The following is a 16,096-nucleotide window of genomic DNA, read 5'->3' as shown; positions in this document are numbered from 1 at the left end:
CGGGCGCGGCCCCGTTCACACCGGCCAGGTGTGGACGGGGCTGCCCTCCCGCATGTTCTCCACGTACTGACGCAACATGGCGGCCAGGGCTTCCCGGCGACTCAGCCCGGTGTTCTCGTGCCGGACCACCTGCGCACGCTGCCACGACGCCCCCGTCTGCCGGGTGACGCACCGGCCCTCGATGACGCTGAGGTACCGGTCGCGGGCCTTCGCCGACAACCCGAACGCGGCGAGTCCTTCGTCGGCGATCGGCAGCAGCCGCCGCAGGACCAGTTCGTCGGCGCCCGCGAACCCGACACCGGGCCAGTACAACCCGGCATCCATACCGAACTTCGCGCCGGCGTGCAGGTTCTCCTCGGCCGCGTTGAACGACATCCGCGACCAGACCGGCCGATCCGATTCGACGAGCCCGCGCAGCGCACCATAGTAGAACGCGGCGTTCGCCATCGTGTCGAGCACCGTCGGGCCCGCGGGCAGCACCCGGTTCTCGATCCGCAGGTGCGGTTTGCCGTCGTCGCTGTCGTACACGGGTCGGTTCCACCGGTAGATGGTGCCGTTGTGCATCTGCAGTTCGTTGAGGTCCGGCACCCGGCCCGCGTCGAGTTCGGCCGACGGGTCGACGTCGGACACCTCCGGCAGCAGCGCCGGGAAGTACCGGGAGTTCTCCTCGAACAGGTCGAATACCGACGTGATCCATCGCTCGCCGAACCACACGCGGGGCCGCACACCCTGGTTCTTCAACTCCAGGGGACGCGTGTCGGTGGCCTGCGCGAAGATCGGGATGCGGGACTCGTGCCACAACGCCTTACCCGCCATGAACGGTGCGTTCGCCGCGAGCGCCACCTGGGCACCGGCCAGGCACTGCGCGGCGTTCCAGTGAGCGGCGAATTCGTCCGGCGCGACGCGCAGGTGCAGTTGCAGCGACGTGCATGCGGCTTCCGGGAGCACCGAATTGGCGTCCACCTTCAGCTGTTCGGCGGCCCGCCCCTCGAGCGGCACACCCTCGAGGTCGAGTTCGATGTCCTCACCGCGGGCGGCAAAGATCTGGTCGTTGAGCTGCTCGTAGCGGGGGTTCGCGGTGATCCACTCGCGGCCGAGATGCTCGAGTTCCAGCGTCGGCAGCATGCCGACCATCACCAGCTGGGCGTCGTGCCCGTGGATCCGGGCGTCGGCGACGTGCAGCGACGCCCGCAGGGTGCGTTCGAGCTCGAACATGCCCTCACCGATCAGGGGACCCGGCCGGACGTTCATCTCGACGTTGAACTGGCCGAGCTCGGTCTGGAACACGGCGTCGTCGTCGATCGACTCGAGGACCGCGAGATTCGACATCGCGGGCGTCATGTCGGCGTGGACGAGATTGAACTCGATCTCCATGCCCAGCATGGGCCGCGGCGGGGAGACGTCGTCGACGAACGCTCCCTCCCGCAGCATCCTCTCGAGCGCGTCGACGCACATGAGCACCTTCTGCCGGAACAGGCGCCGGTCTTCTCGGGTGAATGTCCGAGACGTCACTTCGCGACCCATACCACTCCCCAACTGCGCGTCGAACTGCGCTCACGGGGGAGCATATCCGTTCGGCCCGCGCGAATGAGGGATGGCGGGCTAACCTCGAACCAGACGCTGGTGAGCGGAAGGACCGGAGATGACGCCTGACACCGACTCCAAGAAGAAACCAGAGTTCTCCGTGGGCACGCGCGTGAAAACGCGGCACTCGGCCGATCACGAACTGGCCGAGAAGAAGTGGCCCCTGGAGGCCGGCGTCATCGTCGACGATTTCGCCGGCGTCCAGGACATCAGCAACGATTCGTACGGCCGGGACTGGGCCGTGTCACGCCGCTGGGCGATCGCCCTCGACAGCGGACCACTCGTGTTCCGCAACGACGACGATCTCGAGCCCGAGTAGGCCCTTACGCGTTGGCGCCCGCGTTGCCCCAGGTGACGGACACGCCGCGCTCCTGCAGCCAGCGCCCGGGATCGATCTTGTTTCCGCTCGCGTCGTGCACCTCGAAGTGCAGGTGCGGTCCGGTGGACTGGCCGCGGTTGCCGACGTGGGCGATTTCCTGCCCTGCGGTGACGCGCTGCCCCACGCTCACGGTGTAGTCGTTGACGTGTCCGTAGACGGTGACGGTGCCGTCGTCGTGCAGCAGACGCACCCACAGTCCGAAGCCGGACGCCGCGCCGGCGTCGATGACCTGGCCGTCGGCGGCCGCGAGCACCGAGGTGCCGATGGGCGCCGCGATGTCGATGCCGCCGTGGTGGGCTCCCCAGCGGGAACCGAAGTCGGAGGTCAGCTTGCCCGACACCGGCTGAACCGTGTGGGGCTTGACCGGGTTGACGGCGGACAGCCACTGCTGAGCCTGGGCGCCGAGGTCCGGGCCGCCGAGATTCTGGGCGGCGGTGCCGAGGTCTGCGGGCAGTTCGAATCCGGCGGGGAGGACACCAGCCGGGATCTCGAACGGCAGGCCCGGCAGGGTCTGTGCGCCGCTCGTCTCATGCGAGTCGACGGGAGCCGCAGCGGCGTTTCCCGCACCCAGCTGGGCTGCACCGACCACGATGGCTCCGGTGGCGGCCGCGACAGTCGCGGCCTTGATGCCCACACCCGCTCCGGCCTGCTGGTTGCGATGGCGCCCGCGCGCCGCGTCCGGATCGATCTCGAAGCGAATCGAAGACCCGCTCGCCCGGTGGTGGGAACCCACAGTAAATACCTCGTCAGTCGTCGGATTGCAGCTCTCCCCATCCGGGGTGGGCTCCTCTGTCTGGCGACGAATGTAACAAAACGATATAGGCCCGCGCCACCGTTACCGAATGTTTATGTTCGGCGCTCCTCGAGTTCCGCCTTGAAGGCGGCATAACGAGCGCGGTGCGGGGCACGCCGGCGAATCACCGCCCACGCGATCCCGAGCACGATGAACCATACCGGGGTGACGAGAAGCGCCTCGAGGGTGTCGTCCTCCTGTGTCAGCGCCCAGATGAGGAAGACGAAAAAGGCCAGGACGACCCAGCACATCACGACCCCGCCGGGCATCTTGAACTTCGACGCCTCGTGCAGTTCGGGGCGGCGCTTCCGATACACGATGTAACTGGCCAGGATCATCGTCCACACGAAGATGAACAGCACCGAAGAGATTGTCGTCACAGTCGTGAACGCCTCGATCACCGAGTCGCCGGAGAACAGCAGCGCGATCGCCGACAGCAGGAAGGCACACGAGAACATCAGCGCGTTGGCCGGAACCTTGCGGGAACTGAGCCTGCCGAGCCTGGACGGTGCGTCACCCTCCTGCGCGAGGCCGTAGACCATCCGGGACGTCGAATAGATCCCCGAGTTGGCCGAGGACGCCGCGGACGTCAGCACCACGAACTGGATGACTCCCGCCGCAATCCCCAGACCGGCGAGCGTGAACATCGCAGTGAAGGGGCTCACCCCGGGAACCACCTCACGCCACGGCGTGACCGAGATGATCACGATCAGCGACACCACATAGAACAGCAGGATGCGGATCGGGATGGAGTTGATGGCCTTCGGCAGGTTCTTCTCCGGATCCTTCGCCTCGGCCGCCGTGGTCCCGACGAGTTCGATACCGACGAACGCGAAGACCGCGATCTGGAATCCGGCCACGAAGCCCATCGCGCCGGTCGGGAACATGCCGCCGTCGTTCCACAGGTTGTCGAATCCGGCCTCCGAGCCGTTCGGCGACGTGAAGTGGGTGAACACCATCACGAGTCCGACGACGATGAGGCTGAGGATGGCGATGATCTTGATCAGCGCGAACCAGAACTCGGTCTCGCCGAATGTCCGCACGGTCGGCAAATTCAGCAGCAGGAGCGCCGCGATGGCGACCAGCGCCGGGATCCACAGCTGGAGGTCGGGCCACCAGTACCGCACGTAACCGGAGATCGCGATGATGTCGGCGATACCCGTGACAATCCAGCAGAACCAGTACGTCCACCCCGTGAAGAACCCGGCCCAGGGGCCGAGCAGGTCGGCCGTGAAGTCGGAGAACGACTTGTAATGCAGGTTGGAGAGCAGCAACTCCCCCATCGCCCGCATCACGAAGAACAGCATGAAGCCGATGATCATGTAGACGAAGATCACCGACGGTCCGGCCAGCGAGATCGTCTTCCCGGACCCCATGAACAGGCCCGTGCCGATTGCCCCGCCGATCGCGATCAGCTGGATGTGCCGGTTGGAGAGTTGCCGGGAGAGATGCGGTTCGCCCGCCGCCCCCGTCCCCGGGTCGCCGCCCGATCCGATCGAGTCCGTCGAGGAAGTGCGGTCAGCCATGGAACACCTGCAACCCTTCTCAGTCCTTGCCGTCACCGTCCGAAAACGTGGGTCACGTTACGCCGGGGACTTGACAGAGGCCGAGTAGCTAAGGCTAACCTCAGTTCGTTACTTCGAGGCAAGGAGCCTGCACATGATCGAGGACCTGATCGAAATCGCGTACGCCCAGGGCGCTGTCACCTGCGTGGCTCAGGCCGCCGGCGGCGTCGACGAGTACGAACTCGCTCGGGTCGATTCGGTCGCGTCCAGCGTCACGGTCACGGTACGGGCCGACGGCAAATTCGCGAAGGCCACCAGCATCGAGGGATACCTCAGCCTCGGCCAGGTCGTCCGGGCGTGCGGACTCGACTACCGGCACGCCACGTCCAGCGCCCGCCAGTACATCTGATCAACCCAGGTGCTCCCCGAAGAAACCGTCAATCCTCGTCCACGCATCGGCGGCGGCTTCCGGGTCGGGCACCATCCCCGTGACCTTCATCAGGGGACGCATCACCTTCGGTCCGGCCAGTGTGTCGTTCAGGAACGTATGGCCGGCCGTCGGATACTCCTTCACATCGTGGACCACACCGGCCCGGGTCAGCGCCGACTCCAACTTGGCTGCCGCTTTCGGCAGGGCGAAGTCCTTCCCGCCGTAACTGGCGACCACCGGGCACGCCCCCGCAACCGCCGCGTCCAGGTCACGCGGCAGGACCCCGTAGTTCGGGGCCGCCGCGTCGAACCCGGTGCGCAGCGTCATCAGAGCGAACCCGCCGCCCATACAGAATCCGATGACCCCGATCTTCCCCGTGCAGTCCGAAGACCCGGCCAGCCACTGACGTGCCGCCTCGATGTCCCCGTACGCCCGGCCCTTCCCCGAGAGCATCGCCCGCATCGTCGACACCAGGCAGCGTCGCGCACCGCCCGCACTGAACAGATCCGGCGCCAGAGTCAGAAACCCCGCCGACGCCAGCCTGTCCGCCTGACGCCGCATCACGTCGTCCAATCCGAACGCCTCGTGCACCATCACGACACCCGGCCACGGCCCCTCCCCCGACGGCCTCGCCAGATAGCCGTGCAAGTTCAGCGAACCGTCGTGCCGCGCAGCGAGGTCGGTCAAGTCGATCTCGGACATGTACGTCTCCCGTTCCGTCGTCCCTTCCAGAACATCTGCGACAACCATGCCCTCCCCATCGCGAGCGCACCACCATTCCCGCTACACTCACCTCGGTGTGCGCCCCGAGCGTGCACCGCGCCTTCGTAGCTCAGGGGATAGAGCAACCCTCTCCTAAAGGGTAGGTCGCAGGTTCGAATCCTGCCGAGGGCACTTTCTCCACCTCGCGGTAACGCGGGTCAGGTCGCGGCCGATATTTCGGGCAGGTCGGGACGACCCGAGGAGAGCCTGATGCACTGGGTAGACATAGACATTTTCCCGCCTCCGATCGCAAATCTGCGACATATGTTGGCAGCCCTGACGAACGGCGGGACGCGATCATGACCGGAATTCTGTTCGACCTGCCGAATCAAATCGGGGACGTGACGTTCTGGCCGTGGACGTGGTGGAACTCGTTCGCAACCTGGTGGAATCAGTTTTAGGAGTAACCATGATCGGTGTACTGCCCGACCTGCCGTATATAGGATTGGACTGGGAGTTCTTCTTCCCGACCAATCTGTACATTGCATTTATCAACTGGTGGAACCCCTTCTAGCGCAAGGCACCTCGGTCAGCGGGTTCGGCGAAGGCGCCGCCACCACCGATCCTTCCGCTTCGACTTCTCTGCCTTCTCCATCTCGTACCGCGTCTGCTTCAGGACTGCCGGAAGCTCGAGCGCGTCGAATGCCCGGGATTCGACCCTGAACTCCTTCATGTACGTGCAGTACACGAAAGCAGGGCTGAGCGAGCCGAGAGAGAAGGGAATTGACGCCAGTAACCAGTGTCCGCCGTGCGTGTAGCCGAGCGCCAGGCAGATCAGGGCGAGGGCACCCAAGGCGAACTGGAGATACAGGAACTTCCCGCCCTGCCGCCTGACATGGTCCATCCCAGAGAGGTGATAGTCCATGTTCAGCTTGTGGATCTCGATCTCCCGCTGAGTCCGAATGATGTAGTCGTCGAACGTCTCGCCGTCGTTGAGGTAGTCATCCATCGGGGCCGCCTTCGTCGCGTGGGAATCGCAGCGTAGACGCACCGACCGACATGACACGGACTCCGTATCTACCTCAGGGTCGGCACCGACGGCGAATGACGGTGACGCGGAATCCGATAGCCGCGGCACCGCACGACGGGGTCAGTCGATCGCGAAGAGCCGCGCCGCGTTGTCGTGGCACACCGCCCGCAGCCACGGCTCGCCGAGGTCGAATCGGGTGAGGCCCTCGAGCGCGTCGAGGTAGGGGTACGGGATGTTGGGGAAGTCGCTGCCGAACACGATTCGTTCCTGCAGATCCGACAAACGGTGCACCTGGTCGCGCGGAAACGGTGTGGCCGCTTCGGTGTAGTCCGTGAACGTCATCGTGGTATCGAGATACACGTTGGAGTACTGATCGGCCAGGTCCAGGAATTCCCGGTACTCCGGCAGCCCCATGTGGGCGATGATCAGGTGCAGCCGCGGGTACCGCGACAGCAACTCGGCGATCGGGCCCGGGCCCGTGTGGGTGCCGGGCGCCGGCCCCGACCCGCAATGGGTGACCACGGGGACACCCGCCTCCTGCAGCAGACCCCACACGGAGTCGAGCAGCGGATCGTTCGGCGAGTAGTCGCCCACCTGGATGTGGGACTTGAACACGCGCGTGCCCGACTCGATCGCCTCCGCGACATACGCGGCCGCGGACTCCTCCGGGTAGAACGTGGACGTCCGCAGGCAGTCGGGGGTCTGCGCGGCGAACTCGGCCGACCACTGGTTCAGCCACGCGGCCATCTCCGGCTTGTGCGGGTAGATCATCGACGTGAACCGCCGCACGCCGAACCCGCGGAGGTGCTCGACGCGGACGTCCTCCTCGTGCCGGTAGTGGATGGGCCACTCACGTCCGGTGAGGGGACCGACGGCGTCGAAGTAGCCCCACACCTTCTCCATCACGTTCGCGGGCATGAAGTGGGTGTGGACGTCGATGATGCCGGGCAGCCCCAGCGCACGCCAGAACTCCTGCACCCGCAGATCCTCGGACAACACTCTTCTCCTCGACACAGTGCCGGATCACGGAACCCCGGCGGATCGGAACGGGGGCCGACTCAGAACAGCGTGAACGCGTCCTCGGCCTCGGGGGTGGCTGCGACAGGCGCCGGTGCAGGGGCAGGGGCAGGGGCCGGTGCGGGGGCAGCGACCGGCGCCGGTGCGACCGCGCCGGATGCGACGGCACGGGCCGCCTCGCCGGCGAGGACGTCGGCCATCTCGTTGTAGTGGTTGCCTACGTGGCCGCGGACCCAGCGGAAACGGACCGGCCCGGGGCGTTCGCTGATGGCCCTGTCGATGGACTGCACCAGCCCGAGGTTCTTGACGGGAGCACCGCCCGCCGTCTTCCAGCCCTTGCGTTTCCACCCGGGCAGCCATTCCGACGCGCACTTGATGGCGTACTGGGAGTCGGATTCGATCAGCAGCGGATCGGCGCCGGGATGCGCGGTGATCGCTTCGAGCAGCGCCCGCAGCTCGGCGATCTGGTTGGTCCCGGAGGGTTCGCCACCCGATTGGCTGGGACCCTCGTGATTGACCCATGCCCAGCCGATCGCCCCACCGGGGTTGCGGAGGCAGGATCCGTCGGTACTCACGATGATCATGGCTGGGACTTTACGTGCGCGCTCCGACAGCCGCCGGTAGCGGTCGCCTTCACAGTGGATACGCTGCATTCGATGACGGCTTCGCTGGAGGTGGTCGAGACCACCGTGACCGCGCGGCGTCCCCTGGACGTCGCCATGTCGTTGCGGCCGCTGCAGCGCGGGAAGGGCGACCCCTGCCACCGCCGGACTGCCGACGGCGCGATCTGGCGGACGTCGGTGCAGAAGTCGGGCCCGGTCACCTATCGCCTCACCCAGATCGACCGTCACTCGGTGCGCTGCCAGGCGTGGGGTGCGGGTGCCCACGAGCTGGCCGCGGGACTTGGCCGCCTCGTCGGCGAGCACGACGAGTGCGCGGATTTCGCCCCCGACCATCCGATCCTCGTCGAGGCCCATCGGCGTTTCCCGCACCTGCGCCTCGGCCGGACGGACCGGGTGCTGGAGGCCCTCGTGCCCGCGATCCTCGAGCAGAGGGTGCACGGTATCGCCGCATTCGCGTCGTGGCGGCGTCTCGTGTGGAAGTTCGGCGCGCCGGCCCCCGGTCCGGCCCCGGACGGGATGCGGCTTCCCCCGACCGCGGACGTGTGGCGGCGGGTGCCGTCGTGGGAATTCCACCGGGCCAACGTCGACCCCGCCCGATCACGCACGATCGTCCGCTGCGCGCAGGTCGCCGACCGGCTCGAGAAGATCGTCGACCTGCCCCGCGAGGAGGCGAACCGCCGGCTGATGTCCATTCCCGGCGTCGGGATCTGGACGGCGGCCGAGGTGTCACAACGCGCGCTCGGCGATCCGGATGCCCTCTCGGTCGGCGACTATCACCTGGCCGCGATGGTCGGGTGGTCGCTGCTCGGGAAGCCCCTCGACGACGCCGGGATGGTGGAGTATCTGGCCCCGCTGCAGCCGCACCGCCAACGCGCCGTGCGACTGCTCGAGGTGAGCGGGCAGGCCGTCAAACCCAAGTTCGGGCCCCGTACGGCGCTCGTCGACCACAGCTGGCACTGACCGTCATTCGCACACTCCACCTACCGGTATTCCGTTACCTGTGAACACCTGTTCAAGTGTTCATACGAACAACTAGACTTCGAAGGATCAGCTGCCGGCCGGAGGAGACGCCGTGGAAACCGTGGCAATGCACATGAGCGACGGCCTGATCAACGCACCGACCTCCCTGCTGTTCGTCGTCGTCGCCGCACTGGGACTGTCGATCGCCGCCTGGCGTGCGCGCTCGGAACTCGACGAACGCACGGCACCGATGGCCGGTCTCGTCGCGGCATTCATCTTCGCGGTCCAGATGGTCAACTTCCCGATCCTTCCCGGTGTGAGCGGCCACCTCCTCGGCGGCGCGCTCGCCGCCATCCTGGTCGGCCCGTACACCGGCATGCTCTGCATCTCGATCGTGCTGATCGTGCAGGCCCTGCTGTTCGCCGACGGTGGGCTGACAGCACTGGGAGCGAACATCACCAACATGGCGATCATCGGGGTGGTCGTCGGCTACGGCGTCGCGGTGGCGTTGCGTCCGCTCGTCGTGCGGCAGGAGCGACTGCGATTCCGCGTCCTCGGCGGGATTTCGTTCGCCGCGGCCCTGTGCGGAACGGTGGCGGCGTCGATGGGCTTCGTGCTCGAGTACGCGATCGGCGGACACGTCACGTCCGGGGAGTCGACGTCGCTGGGCGCGGTGGCCGCCTACATGCTCGGGGCGCACGTGCTGATCGGCATCGGCGAGGGCATCATCACCGCCGTCACGGTGACGGCCGTCGCGAAGGCGCGCCCCGACCTCGTGTACCTGCTGCGGACGGCACCCCGGCGAGTGGAGGTGCGCGCGTGATCTCCCTCCGCCGCTTCCTGATCGGCTTCGCGCTGGTGGCGCTGCTCGTCGCCGGCGCGGTCTCCTACCTCGCCAGTTCGAGTCCGGATGGTCTCGATGCCGCGACGATGCGCGGGTGCGAGACGGTGGAGACCGACACCGGGGAGGCGCTCGTGGGTGACTGCATCGCCCGGAACGCGTCCGCGCATCACCTGTCGGACTCGCCGCTCGCCGGCTACACGGTGGCGGGCCGGGCGCATCTCACCGGGGTCGCGGGCGTCATCGGCGCGACCGCGACGTTCGTCGTCGCCGGTGGCCTGTTCTGGCTGCTCGTCCGCGCGCGGCGCAACCGAACGAGCCCCTGACCGTGGGTGCCGGTCACGCCCATCCGCTCTACCTCGACGGCGCCTCCCCCCTGCACCGACTGCCCGCCGAGGTCAAGATCGTCTACGCCGTGGTCTTCGTCTTCGCGGTGGTCGCGACGCCACGCGAAGCGTTCTGGGCGTTCGCCGGGTATCTCGCCGTCCTGATCGTGATCTGGCGGATCGCCGGCATCGCGCTCACGTGGATCGGGCCGAGGATGCTGATCGAGTTGCCGTTCGTGACGCTCGCGGTGCTGTTGCCGTTCGCCGAGGGCGGCGCCCGCGTCACCGTCGCCGGACTGTCGCTGTCCGTCGCGGGCCTCTACGCGGCCTGGGGCATTCTCGTGAAGGGCACTCTCGGCGTCCTCGTCTCGCTGACACTCGCCGCGACGACACCCGCCCGCGACCTGCCGCCGGGTCTGGCGCGGCTACGCGTGCCCGCGATGCTCACCACGATCGTCGTTCTGATGCTGCGCTACCTCGACCTGCTCACCGCCGAGGTCGAGCGGATGCGCACCGCCCGGCTGTCCCGCGGCGACGACCCCCGCACGTTCCGGCAGATCGGAGCCACCGCCCGGGGCGTCGGTGGGTTGTTCGTGCGTTCCTACGAGCGCGGCGAGCGCGTCCACCTGGCGATGCTGTCGCGCGGGTTCACGGGTTCGGTTCCCACGATCGGAGCGCCCCCGGCGACCGCTGCGGCGTGGCGGGCGGGGCTCGTGCCCGCGGTGTGCGCGGTGGGGATCTGTCTCACGGCGTGGGTGCTCCGATGACCGCGGCCGTGCACCTCGAGGGCGTCTCGTTCGCGTATCCGGACGGCCGGGCCGCGCTGCACCGGATCGACCTCACCGTGGAATCCGGCGAGCGGGTGGCCGTCCTCGGTCCGAACGGCGCGGGCAAGACCACGCTGATGCTGCACCTCAACGGCATTCTGACAGCCACCGAAGGCAGCGTCACGGTGGGCGGGCTGGCTCTTGCGCGGGGTGCGTCGCGGGACACGTTGCGCGAGGTCCGGCGTCGGGTCGGCATCGTCTTCCAGGATCCCGACGACCAGTTGTTCATGCCCACCGTCGCGCAGGACGTCGCGTTCGGCCCGGTCAATTTCGGGGTCACCGGGACCGCGCTCGACGAGCGGGTGCGCGACGCGCTGGCGGCCGTGGACATGACGGCGCATTCCGGCCGCAACCCCGCGCGCCTCTCGGTGGGCCAGCGGCGCCGGGTGGCGCTGGCGGCCGTCCTTGCGTGTGCCCCGAACGTCCTCGTGCTGGACGAGCCGTCGAGCAATCTCGACCCCGTCGCCCGGCGCGAACTGGCCGAGGTTCTGCTGGGTATCGACACCACGCACCTGCTCGTCACGCACGACCTCCCGTACGCCGCCCAGTTGTGCACGCGCGCCGTGATCCTCGACGAGGGGCGCCTGGTGGCCGACGGTCCGATCCTGGAGTTGCTCGGCGACGCCGAGTTGCTCGCCCGGCATCGCCTCGAGTTGCCGTGGGGTTTCCGGCTTCCCACGACCGGGCCTCATTCGCCCGGCGAACGATCCGTGACACCGCCGACCGGGTAGCCCACGATGGGGTGACGAAGCTTCGCCCGCACTCCGACCGGAGGTCAGCGATGTCCGCACCCGAAGCCGATGCCGCGACGGTGTCCCAGCGCATTTTCGACGCGTCGCTCGGGGCCATCGACCTGCTGGCCGTCCACCTGGGAGATCGCCTCGGCTGGTACCGCAGTCTCGCGTCGGAAGGCCCGGCGACGGCGGACGAACTGGCGGAACGCACGTCCACTCATCCGCGGTACGCGCGTGAGTGGCTCGAACAGCAGGCCGTGTCGGGACTGCTCACGGTGGACGCCGCGGACCCGCCGAGGTTCACGCTCCCGGCCGGCGCCGCCGAAGTACTCACCGACGAGCAGAGTCTCAACTATCTGGCACCGCTCGCGCGGATCTTCGTCGCGGCGACCACGCAGATGCCCGCACTGCTCGAGGCGTATCGGACCGGCGGCGGGGTGGGGTGGTCCCAGTACGGTGCGGATGCCCGTGAGTCGCAGGCCGATATGAATCGGCCGTGGTACGAGCAGGTTCTTCCCGGTGCGCTGGCATCGGTCCCCGACGTGGACGCGCTGCTCCGGACGCCCGGCGCCACCATCGCCGACGTCGGATGCGGCGGCGCCTGGTCCACGATCGCACTCGCGGGCGCCTACCCGGACGCCACGCTCCACGGCTACGACATCGACACCGCGACCGTCGAACTCGCGAGGTCCAACGTCCGTGAGCGGCCGGATGTCGCCGATCGGATCACGATCACCGAATCGGACGCCGCGGGAATTCCCGAGGGTAGTTGCACCGCGGCCTTCGCGTTCGAGTGCATCCACGACATGCCCGCTCCGGTCGAGGTGCTGGCCGCGGTCCGCAGGGCGCTGGCCCCCGGCGGTGCGATGATCGTGATGGACGAGGCCGTCGAGGACGAATTCTCCGCGCCGGGAAGCGACGTCGAGCGGCTGATGTACGGCTTCAGTCTCACCGTGTGCCTGCCCGACGGCATGAACCATTCTCCGAGCGTGGGCACCGGAACGGTCATGCGCCCGAGCACATTGCGCGGCTACGCCGAGGCCGCCGGTTTCGGCACCATGGACGTCCTGCCGATCGAGGATTTCGGGTTCTTCCGGTTCTACCGGCTGACGGTGTAATCCTCGCACCGGCAGCCCGATACGTACGTATTTTGCGGAAAGGCCGAAAACTGGGGCGTCCGAAGGGGGAAGATGTTTGCAGTAGGCAGGTTACGGACGCTTTCGCCGGTCGGGGCAACTGTGAAGCGCCAGGTCGAACCAGATTTGTCGTTTGTCATCCGCTACTACGCATGGGAAACACCATGAAACTGCATAGAGTGACAGCGCCCGCAGCGCTGCTGATCGCCACCCTGTGCGTCGGAATGGGTACCGCGTACGCCGCCCCCACTCCCGCCGACCAGGCCGTCATCTCGCACACCAGTCTCAGTGCCGACGGCCGATCGGTCGGCACTGCACTCGACGCGGGACAATTCACGCTGTCGCGGACGGCCGCCGCCGTCGACATCGTCAACGATTCGGGAACTCCGGTGGGCACGATCCCGCTGCGCTACTCGATCGCCGGTGTGCAGTTCGCGATCGATCCGCTCGTCACCGACGGCGGCCGGTTCCTGAGCCTGACACCCACGACGACCCCCGTCGCGGGAACACTCGCGCTCACCCCGGTCGACAGGGATTCCGCGTACGCCAACATGATGACGCAGCTCGAGATCGGCTGGGTGAACGGCGGCGGGACCGCGACCGCGATCGGCGCGGGCATCGGATTCGTCGCCGGGTGCATCTTCCTCATCCTCGGCGGGTGTCTTCCCGGTGCCGCGGTAGGCGCAGCGATCGGCGCCGTCACCGGGATCAGCAACGCGAACCCCGCTGCGACACCGGCGGTTTACGAATTCCTCGGAACCCTGTAGCGGGGCTTCCGTTCCGACCTCGAGCGACGATTTCGGGAGGATTATGGGTTAGCTCGCACACGGGGAGCATCACCGCGCACCCACATATGCATGTAGCCGTTCCGGTTTTCCAGCGAATATGGTCCACGCACAACGATGTTCGGTGCACTCAGGTGGGGATCGTGTTCGTCCTACGACATGGTGGGAATTTCCATGAAACTCTTGAGAACTCTGGCATTGTCCATATTCGTCGTGTCCGCGATGGCCGTCGGGGCGGGAACGGCGTACGCCGATCCGGCACCGCAGGGAATCGACTGGTCGCAGCCGCTCATGACCCCGGCCGCCGACGGCGGTAGCAGCCAGGTGGCCGAGCAGTTCTTCCCGGAGAACGAGACCAAGCAGGACGCCTTCGACACAATGACCAACGAGATCAATACCGGCTGGAACAACGCGGGCCTGCAGGGCATGGCGATCGGTTCCAACGTGGGCATGGCCATCGGGTGCGTGTCGATCTTCCCCAACTTCATCGCAGGCTGCATCGTCGGCACCGTGGTCGGCACCATCGCCGGCGCCGTCATCGGTATCGGTGTGGGCAACCCCAATGCCCAGCCTGCCGTAGAGAAGTTCTTCGCCACACCCTGAGCGAAGAGCGGGCTGCAGCCCCGGCCTCACTCGGGCCGGGGCTGCGGCGTGTCCGCCCACGACTGATCGAGGCATGGCCAGTTGATGCGCTCACTGAACTGCTGGGGTCAGCCGACGACACCCTCTGCGCGCCGGTTCGCGATGTCCTCCGCCGACCAGCCCAGCTCACCGAGGATCAGATCGGTGTGCGCGCCGAGGGCGGGCACGTCCCCCATCCGCATCTCCACGTCGGAGAACGTCATCGGCGGCAGCATCGCCCGGATCGGGCCGGCCTCGGTGCCGACGTCACGCCAGCGGTCGCGCTGATCGAGTTGCGGGTGCTCGATCAGCCCGCCCAGGTCGTTCAGTTCCGCCGCCGGGATCCCGGAGTCCGCGAGCGCCTGGTCGAGGGCGGCGCTGGTGAAACGTTGCGTCTCCTCGGCCACCAGCGCGTCCACCTCCGCCCGGTGCTGCACCCGCAGCATGTTGGTCGCGAACCGGGGATGGTCGGCGAGGTCGGGCCGTTTGAACACGTCCGTCACCAGTTGCCGCCAGCCGCGGTCGTTCTGGACGCCGATGAGGATCTGCCCGTCCAGGGTGGGATACGAGTCGTACGGGACGATCGCCGCGTGCCCGAGCCCGACGCGCGGGATCTGCGTGTCGGCGTACATCTTCATGTACATCGGATGGCCCAGCCATTCGGCGGTCGCGTCGAACATCGACACGTCGATCCGCGCTCCCACACCGGTGCGCTGCCGCCGGAACAGGGCACCGAGGACCGACGTCATCGCATACATTCCCGCGGCGATGTCGGACACCGGGACACCCGTCTTGGTCGCGGTGTCCGGGGTGCCGGTCACCGAGATCATGCCCGTTTCCGCCTGGACCAGCATGTCGTACGCCTTGCGTTCGCGCCGCGGCCCGGCCGACCCGTAGCCCGACATGTTCACGACGATCAGTGCCGGATGCTCGGCGCGCAGTGCGTCGGCGCCGAACCCGAGGCGGTCGGCGGCGTCGGGTGCGAGATTCTGGATGAAGACGTCGGCCTTCGCGATCAGCTTCGCGACGGTGTCCCGCCCGACCTCGGACTTCAGGTCGACGCCGATCGATTCCTTCGACCGGTTCAGCCACACGAAATGCGAGGCCTGCCCGAACACCGCGTCGTCGTAGTTGCGGGCGAAGTCACCCTCCCCCACGCGTTCGATCTTGATGACCCGCGCGCCCATGTCCGCGAGATGGCGGGTGGCGAGCGGAGCGGCCACGGCCTGCTCGAGTGCCACGACGGTGATGCCGTCGAGCGGCAGCAGTCCGGGGTCGTTCTCCATATCGGGATTCACCTTTCTTCTTCGGCTCCCGTGTGATTGTGATAGTGCGTGGCCCCGATGGTGTGCAGCAGTTCGTGCACGGTGTCATCGGTGAGCCGGTACCGCATCGAACGGCCGTCCCGCGTCGCCGACACCCACCCCTGGTTGCGGAGCAGCCGCAGCGCATGCGAAACGGCGGTCCCGGTCATGTCGAGGGCCGCCGCCAGGTCGCCGACGCAGATGTCGGGGGCGTGGTGCAGGCACAGCAGCAGCCGGAGGCGGTTGCCGTCCGACAGCAGTTCGAAGCGGCCCGCCCAGCCGTCGATGTCGGGGGTGTGCAGTGCCGCCGCCGCACGCCGAACGTCCTCGGGGTTCAGGGCGGGGGTGGCGGCCATCACGCCAGTCTACAAACGCCGTGCGCCCGTCCGGCCGGGCATCCATAGGCGATTCCTCACTGTCCGTTCGGCTCTGTGACTTTGTTTCCGCACTCACACCGGTGGTCGACTGGCACCACACGTCACCCGGTCCACCGGCGGCG

At 67.5% G+C, this 16,096-nt stretch carries 20 protein-coding genes and 1 tRNA gene; 12 read left to right on the top strand and 9 right to left on the bottom strand.

Translation table 11 applies throughout. The features are described 5' to 3' along the window. Positions 1-15: 15 nt before the first annotated feature. Positions 16-1,524 (bottom strand): glutamate--cysteine ligase, encoded by a 1,509-nt coding sequence (locus MLGJGCBP_RS06600; RefSeq protein ID WP_160094504.1) that lies wholly within the window; start codon positions 1,522-1,524, stop codon positions 16-18. A 118-nt stretch (positions 1,525-1,642) separates the two neighbouring features. Between MLGJGCBP_RS06600 and MLGJGCBP_RS06595 the strand changes: the two genes are divergently transcribed. Next, the gene (locus MLGJGCBP_RS06595; protein WP_005251602.1) at positions 1,643-1,903 is read left to right on the top strand and encodes a hypothetical protein; all 261 of its coding nucleotides are present in this window, start codon (positions 1,643-1,645) and stop codon (positions 1,901-1,903) included. Between the two features lie 4 nt (positions 1,904-1,907). Here MLGJGCBP_RS06595 and MLGJGCBP_RS06590 read toward each other — a convergent pair whose 3' ends face one another. Next, positions 1,908-2,696 (bottom strand): M23 family metallopeptidase, encoded by a 789-nt coding sequence (locus tag MLGJGCBP_RS06590; protein ID WP_160094503.1) that lies wholly within the window; start codon positions 2,694-2,696, stop codon positions 1,908-1,910. Positions 2,697-2,809: 113 nt separating this feature from the next. Further along, entirely contained in the window at positions 2,810-4,282 is a 1,473-nt protein-coding gene (cycA, locus tag MLGJGCBP_RS06585) for a D-serine/D-alanine/glycine transporter (protein ID WP_201452978.1), read from the bottom strand. A 133-nt stretch (positions 4,283-4,415) separates the two neighbouring features. Between cycA and MLGJGCBP_RS06580 the strand changes: the two genes are divergently transcribed. Next, the gene (locus tag MLGJGCBP_RS06580; protein ID WP_160094502.1) at positions 4,416-4,670 is read left to right on the top strand and encodes a hypothetical protein; all 255 of its coding nucleotides are present in this window, start codon (positions 4,416-4,418) and stop codon (positions 4,668-4,670) included. On the opposite strand, the gene MLGJGCBP_RS06575 is transcribed toward MLGJGCBP_RS06580, so the two are convergent. Then, the gene (locus MLGJGCBP_RS06575) at positions 4,671-5,441 is read right to left on the bottom strand and encodes a dienelactone hydrolase family protein (RefSeq protein ID WP_160094501.1); all 771 of its coding nucleotides are present in this window, start codon (positions 5,439-5,441) and stop codon (positions 4,671-4,673) included. Between the two features lie 71 nt (positions 5,442-5,512). Here MLGJGCBP_RS06575 and MLGJGCBP_RS06570 point away from each other — a divergent pair. Both MLGJGCBP_RS06570 and MLGJGCBP_RS06565 read left to right on the top strand, forming a co-directional pair. Further along, positions 5,513-5,585: transfer RNA gene (locus tag MLGJGCBP_RS06570), tRNA-Arg, on the top strand. 223 nt (positions 5,586-5,808) lie between these two features. Continuing rightward, positions 5,809-5,967, top strand: coding sequence for a hypothetical protein (locus MLGJGCBP_RS06565; RefSeq protein ID WP_160094500.1), 159 nt, complete (start codon positions 5,809-5,811; stop codon positions 5,965-5,967). Between the two features lie 15 nt (positions 5,968-5,982). Here MLGJGCBP_RS06565 and MLGJGCBP_RS06560 read toward each other — a convergent pair whose 3' ends face one another. The 3 genes from MLGJGCBP_RS06560 to MLGJGCBP_RS06550 form a co-directional block, all read right to left on the bottom strand. Beyond that, complete coding sequence (locus MLGJGCBP_RS06560) at positions 5,983-6,402, bottom strand: hypothetical protein (protein ID WP_160094499.1); 420 nt, start codon at positions 6,400-6,402, stop codon at positions 5,983-5,985. A 141-nt stretch (positions 6,403-6,543) separates the two neighbouring features. After that, positions 6,544-7,419, bottom strand: coding sequence for an amidohydrolase family protein (locus MLGJGCBP_RS06555; RefSeq protein WP_160094498.1), 876 nt, complete (start codon positions 7,417-7,419; stop codon positions 6,544-6,546). 62 nt (positions 7,420-7,481) lie between these two features. Then, the gene (locus tag MLGJGCBP_RS06550; protein ID WP_160094497.1) at positions 7,482-8,024 is read right to left on the bottom strand and encodes a ribonuclease H family protein; all 543 of its coding nucleotides are present in this window, start codon (positions 8,022-8,024) and stop codon (positions 7,482-7,484) included. A 72-nt stretch (positions 8,025-8,096) separates the two neighbouring features. Here MLGJGCBP_RS06550 and MLGJGCBP_RS06545 point away from each other — a divergent pair, with 72 nt between their 5' ends. The 8 genes from MLGJGCBP_RS06545 (at position 8,097) to MLGJGCBP_RS06510 (ending at position 14,275) form a co-directional block, all read left to right on the top strand. Further along, the gene (locus MLGJGCBP_RS06545; RefSeq protein WP_160094496.1) at positions 8,097-9,023 is read left to right on the top strand and encodes a DNA-3-methyladenine glycosylase family protein; all 927 of its coding nucleotides are present in this window, start codon (positions 8,097-8,099) and stop codon (positions 9,021-9,023) included. A gap of 127 nt (positions 9,024-9,150) precedes the next feature. Further along, positions 9,151-9,846, top strand: a complete 696-nt coding sequence (locus MLGJGCBP_RS06540; RefSeq protein WP_160094548.1) for an energy-coupling factor ABC transporter permease — start codon at positions 9,151-9,153, stop codon at positions 9,844-9,846. Continuing rightward, the gene (locus MLGJGCBP_RS06535) at positions 9,843-10,190 is read left to right on the top strand and encodes a PDGLE domain-containing protein (protein ID WP_201452977.1); all 348 of its coding nucleotides are present in this window, start codon (positions 9,843-9,845) and stop codon (positions 10,188-10,190) included. The genes MLGJGCBP_RS06540 and MLGJGCBP_RS06535 overlap by 4 nt, the downstream gene beginning before the upstream one ends. A gap of 2 nt (positions 10,191-10,192) precedes the next feature. Beyond that, positions 10,193-10,957: a cobalt ECF transporter T component CbiQ gene (gene cbiQ / locus MLGJGCBP_RS06530; RefSeq protein ID WP_160094495.1), complete on the top strand. Its 765-nt coding sequence runs from the start codon at positions 10,193-10,195 to the stop codon at positions 10,955-10,957. After that, complete coding sequence (locus MLGJGCBP_RS06525) at positions 10,954-11,748, top strand: energy-coupling factor ABC transporter ATP-binding protein (protein WP_160094494.1); 795 nt, start codon at positions 10,954-10,956, stop codon at positions 11,746-11,748. The genes cbiQ and MLGJGCBP_RS06525 overlap by 4 nt, the downstream gene beginning before the upstream one ends. Before the next feature lie 50 nt (positions 11,749-11,798). Beyond that, positions 11,799-12,869: a class I SAM-dependent methyltransferase gene (locus MLGJGCBP_RS06520; protein ID WP_160094493.1), complete on the top strand. Its 1,071-nt coding sequence runs from the start codon at positions 11,799-11,801 to the stop codon at positions 12,867-12,869. Between the two features lie 182 nt (positions 12,870-13,051). Next, positions 13,052-13,654, top strand: a complete 603-nt coding sequence (locus tag MLGJGCBP_RS06515) for a hypothetical protein (protein WP_087559207.1) — start codon at positions 13,052-13,054, stop codon at positions 13,652-13,654. Between the two features lie 192 nt (positions 13,655-13,846). After that, positions 13,847-14,275, top strand: coding sequence for a hypothetical protein (locus tag MLGJGCBP_RS06510; protein ID WP_087559208.1), 429 nt, complete (start codon positions 13,847-13,849; stop codon positions 14,273-14,275). Between the two features lie 107 nt (positions 14,276-14,382). Here the strand turns inward: MLGJGCBP_RS06510 and MLGJGCBP_RS06505 are convergent, their stop codons facing one another. Then, on the bottom strand, positions 14,383-15,579 hold the full coding sequence (locus MLGJGCBP_RS06505) for a CaiB/BaiF CoA transferase family protein (protein ID WP_236580949.1): 1,197 nt from the start codon (positions 15,577-15,579) through the stop codon (positions 14,383-14,385). An 8-nt stretch (positions 15,580-15,587) separates the two neighbouring features. Then, the gene (locus tag MLGJGCBP_RS06500) at positions 15,588-15,953 is read right to left on the bottom strand and encodes an ArsR/SmtB family transcription factor (protein WP_087559073.1); all 366 of its coding nucleotides are present in this window, start codon (positions 15,951-15,953) and stop codon (positions 15,588-15,590) included. Positions 15,954-16,096: the final 143 nt, after the last annotated feature.

The sequence above is a fragment of the Rhodococcus sp. T7 genome, from assembly GCF_009872365.1.
GTDB lineage: Bacteria > Actinomycetota > Actinomycetes > Mycobacteriales > Mycobacteriaceae > Rhodococcus_F.
The sequence above is the reverse complement of the archived record's forward strand: the minus strand, read 5'-3'. Positions and strand labels throughout refer to the sequence as shown.

What these genes read in the sequence shown, in the direction of transcription:
- MLGJGCBP_RS06500 (WP_087559073.1), bottom strand. Translation starts at nt 15,953, where the DNA reads ATGGCCGCCACCCCCGCCCTGAACCCCGAGGACGTTCGGCGTGCGGCG.
- MLGJGCBP_RS06550 (WP_160094497.1), bottom strand. Translation starts at nt 8,024, where the DNA reads ATGATCATCGTGAGTACCGACGGATCCTGCCTCCGCAACCCCGGTGGG.
- MLGJGCBP_RS06540 (WP_160094548.1), top strand. Translation starts at nt 9,151, where the DNA reads ATGCACATGAGCGACGGCCTGATCAACGCACCGACCTCCCTGCTGTTC.
- MLGJGCBP_RS06580 (WP_160094502.1), top strand. Translation starts at nt 4,416, where the DNA reads ATGATCGAGGACCTGATCGAAATCGCGTACGCCCAGGGCGCTGTCACC.
- MLGJGCBP_RS06600 (WP_160094504.1), bottom strand. Translation starts at nt 1,524, where the DNA reads ATGGGTCGCGAAGTGACGTCTCGGACATTCACCCGAGAAGACCGGCGC.
- MLGJGCBP_RS06505 (WP_236580949.1), bottom strand. Translation starts at nt 15,579, where the DNA reads ATGGAGAACGACCCCGGACTGCTGCCGCTCGACGGCATCACCGTCGTG.
- MLGJGCBP_RS06545 (WP_160094496.1), top strand. Translation starts at nt 8,097, where the DNA reads ATGACGGCTTCGCTGGAGGTGGTCGAGACCACCGTGACCGCGCGGCGT.
- MLGJGCBP_RS06525 (WP_160094494.1), top strand. Translation starts at nt 10,954, where the DNA reads ATGACCGCGGCCGTGCACCTCGAGGGCGTCTCGTTCGCGTATCCGGAC.
- MLGJGCBP_RS06560 (WP_160094499.1), bottom strand. Translation starts at nt 6,402, where the DNA reads ATGGATGACTACCTCAACGACGGCGAGACGTTCGACGACTACATCATT.
- MLGJGCBP_RS06520 (WP_160094493.1), top strand. Translation starts at nt 11,799, where the DNA reads ATGTCCGCACCCGAAGCCGATGCCGCGACGGTGTCCCAGCGCATTTTC.
- MLGJGCBP_RS06595 (WP_005251602.1), top strand. Translation starts at nt 1,643, where the DNA reads ATGACGCCTGACACCGACTCCAAGAAGAAACCAGAGTTCTCCGTGGGC.
- MLGJGCBP_RS06515 (WP_087559207.1), top strand. Translation starts at nt 13,052, where the DNA reads ATGAAACTGCATAGAGTGACAGCGCCCGCAGCGCTGCTGATCGCCACC.
- MLGJGCBP_RS06510 (WP_087559208.1), top strand. Translation starts at nt 13,847, where the DNA reads ATGAAACTCTTGAGAACTCTGGCATTGTCCATATTCGTCGTGTCCGCG.
- MLGJGCBP_RS06575 (WP_160094501.1), bottom strand. Translation starts at nt 5,441, where the DNA reads ATGGTTGTCGCAGATGTTCTGGAAGGGACGACGGAACGGGAGACGTAC.
- cycA (WP_201452978.1), bottom strand. Translation starts at nt 4,282, where the DNA reads ATGGCTGACCGCACTTCCTCGACGGACTCGATCGGATCGGGCGGCGAC.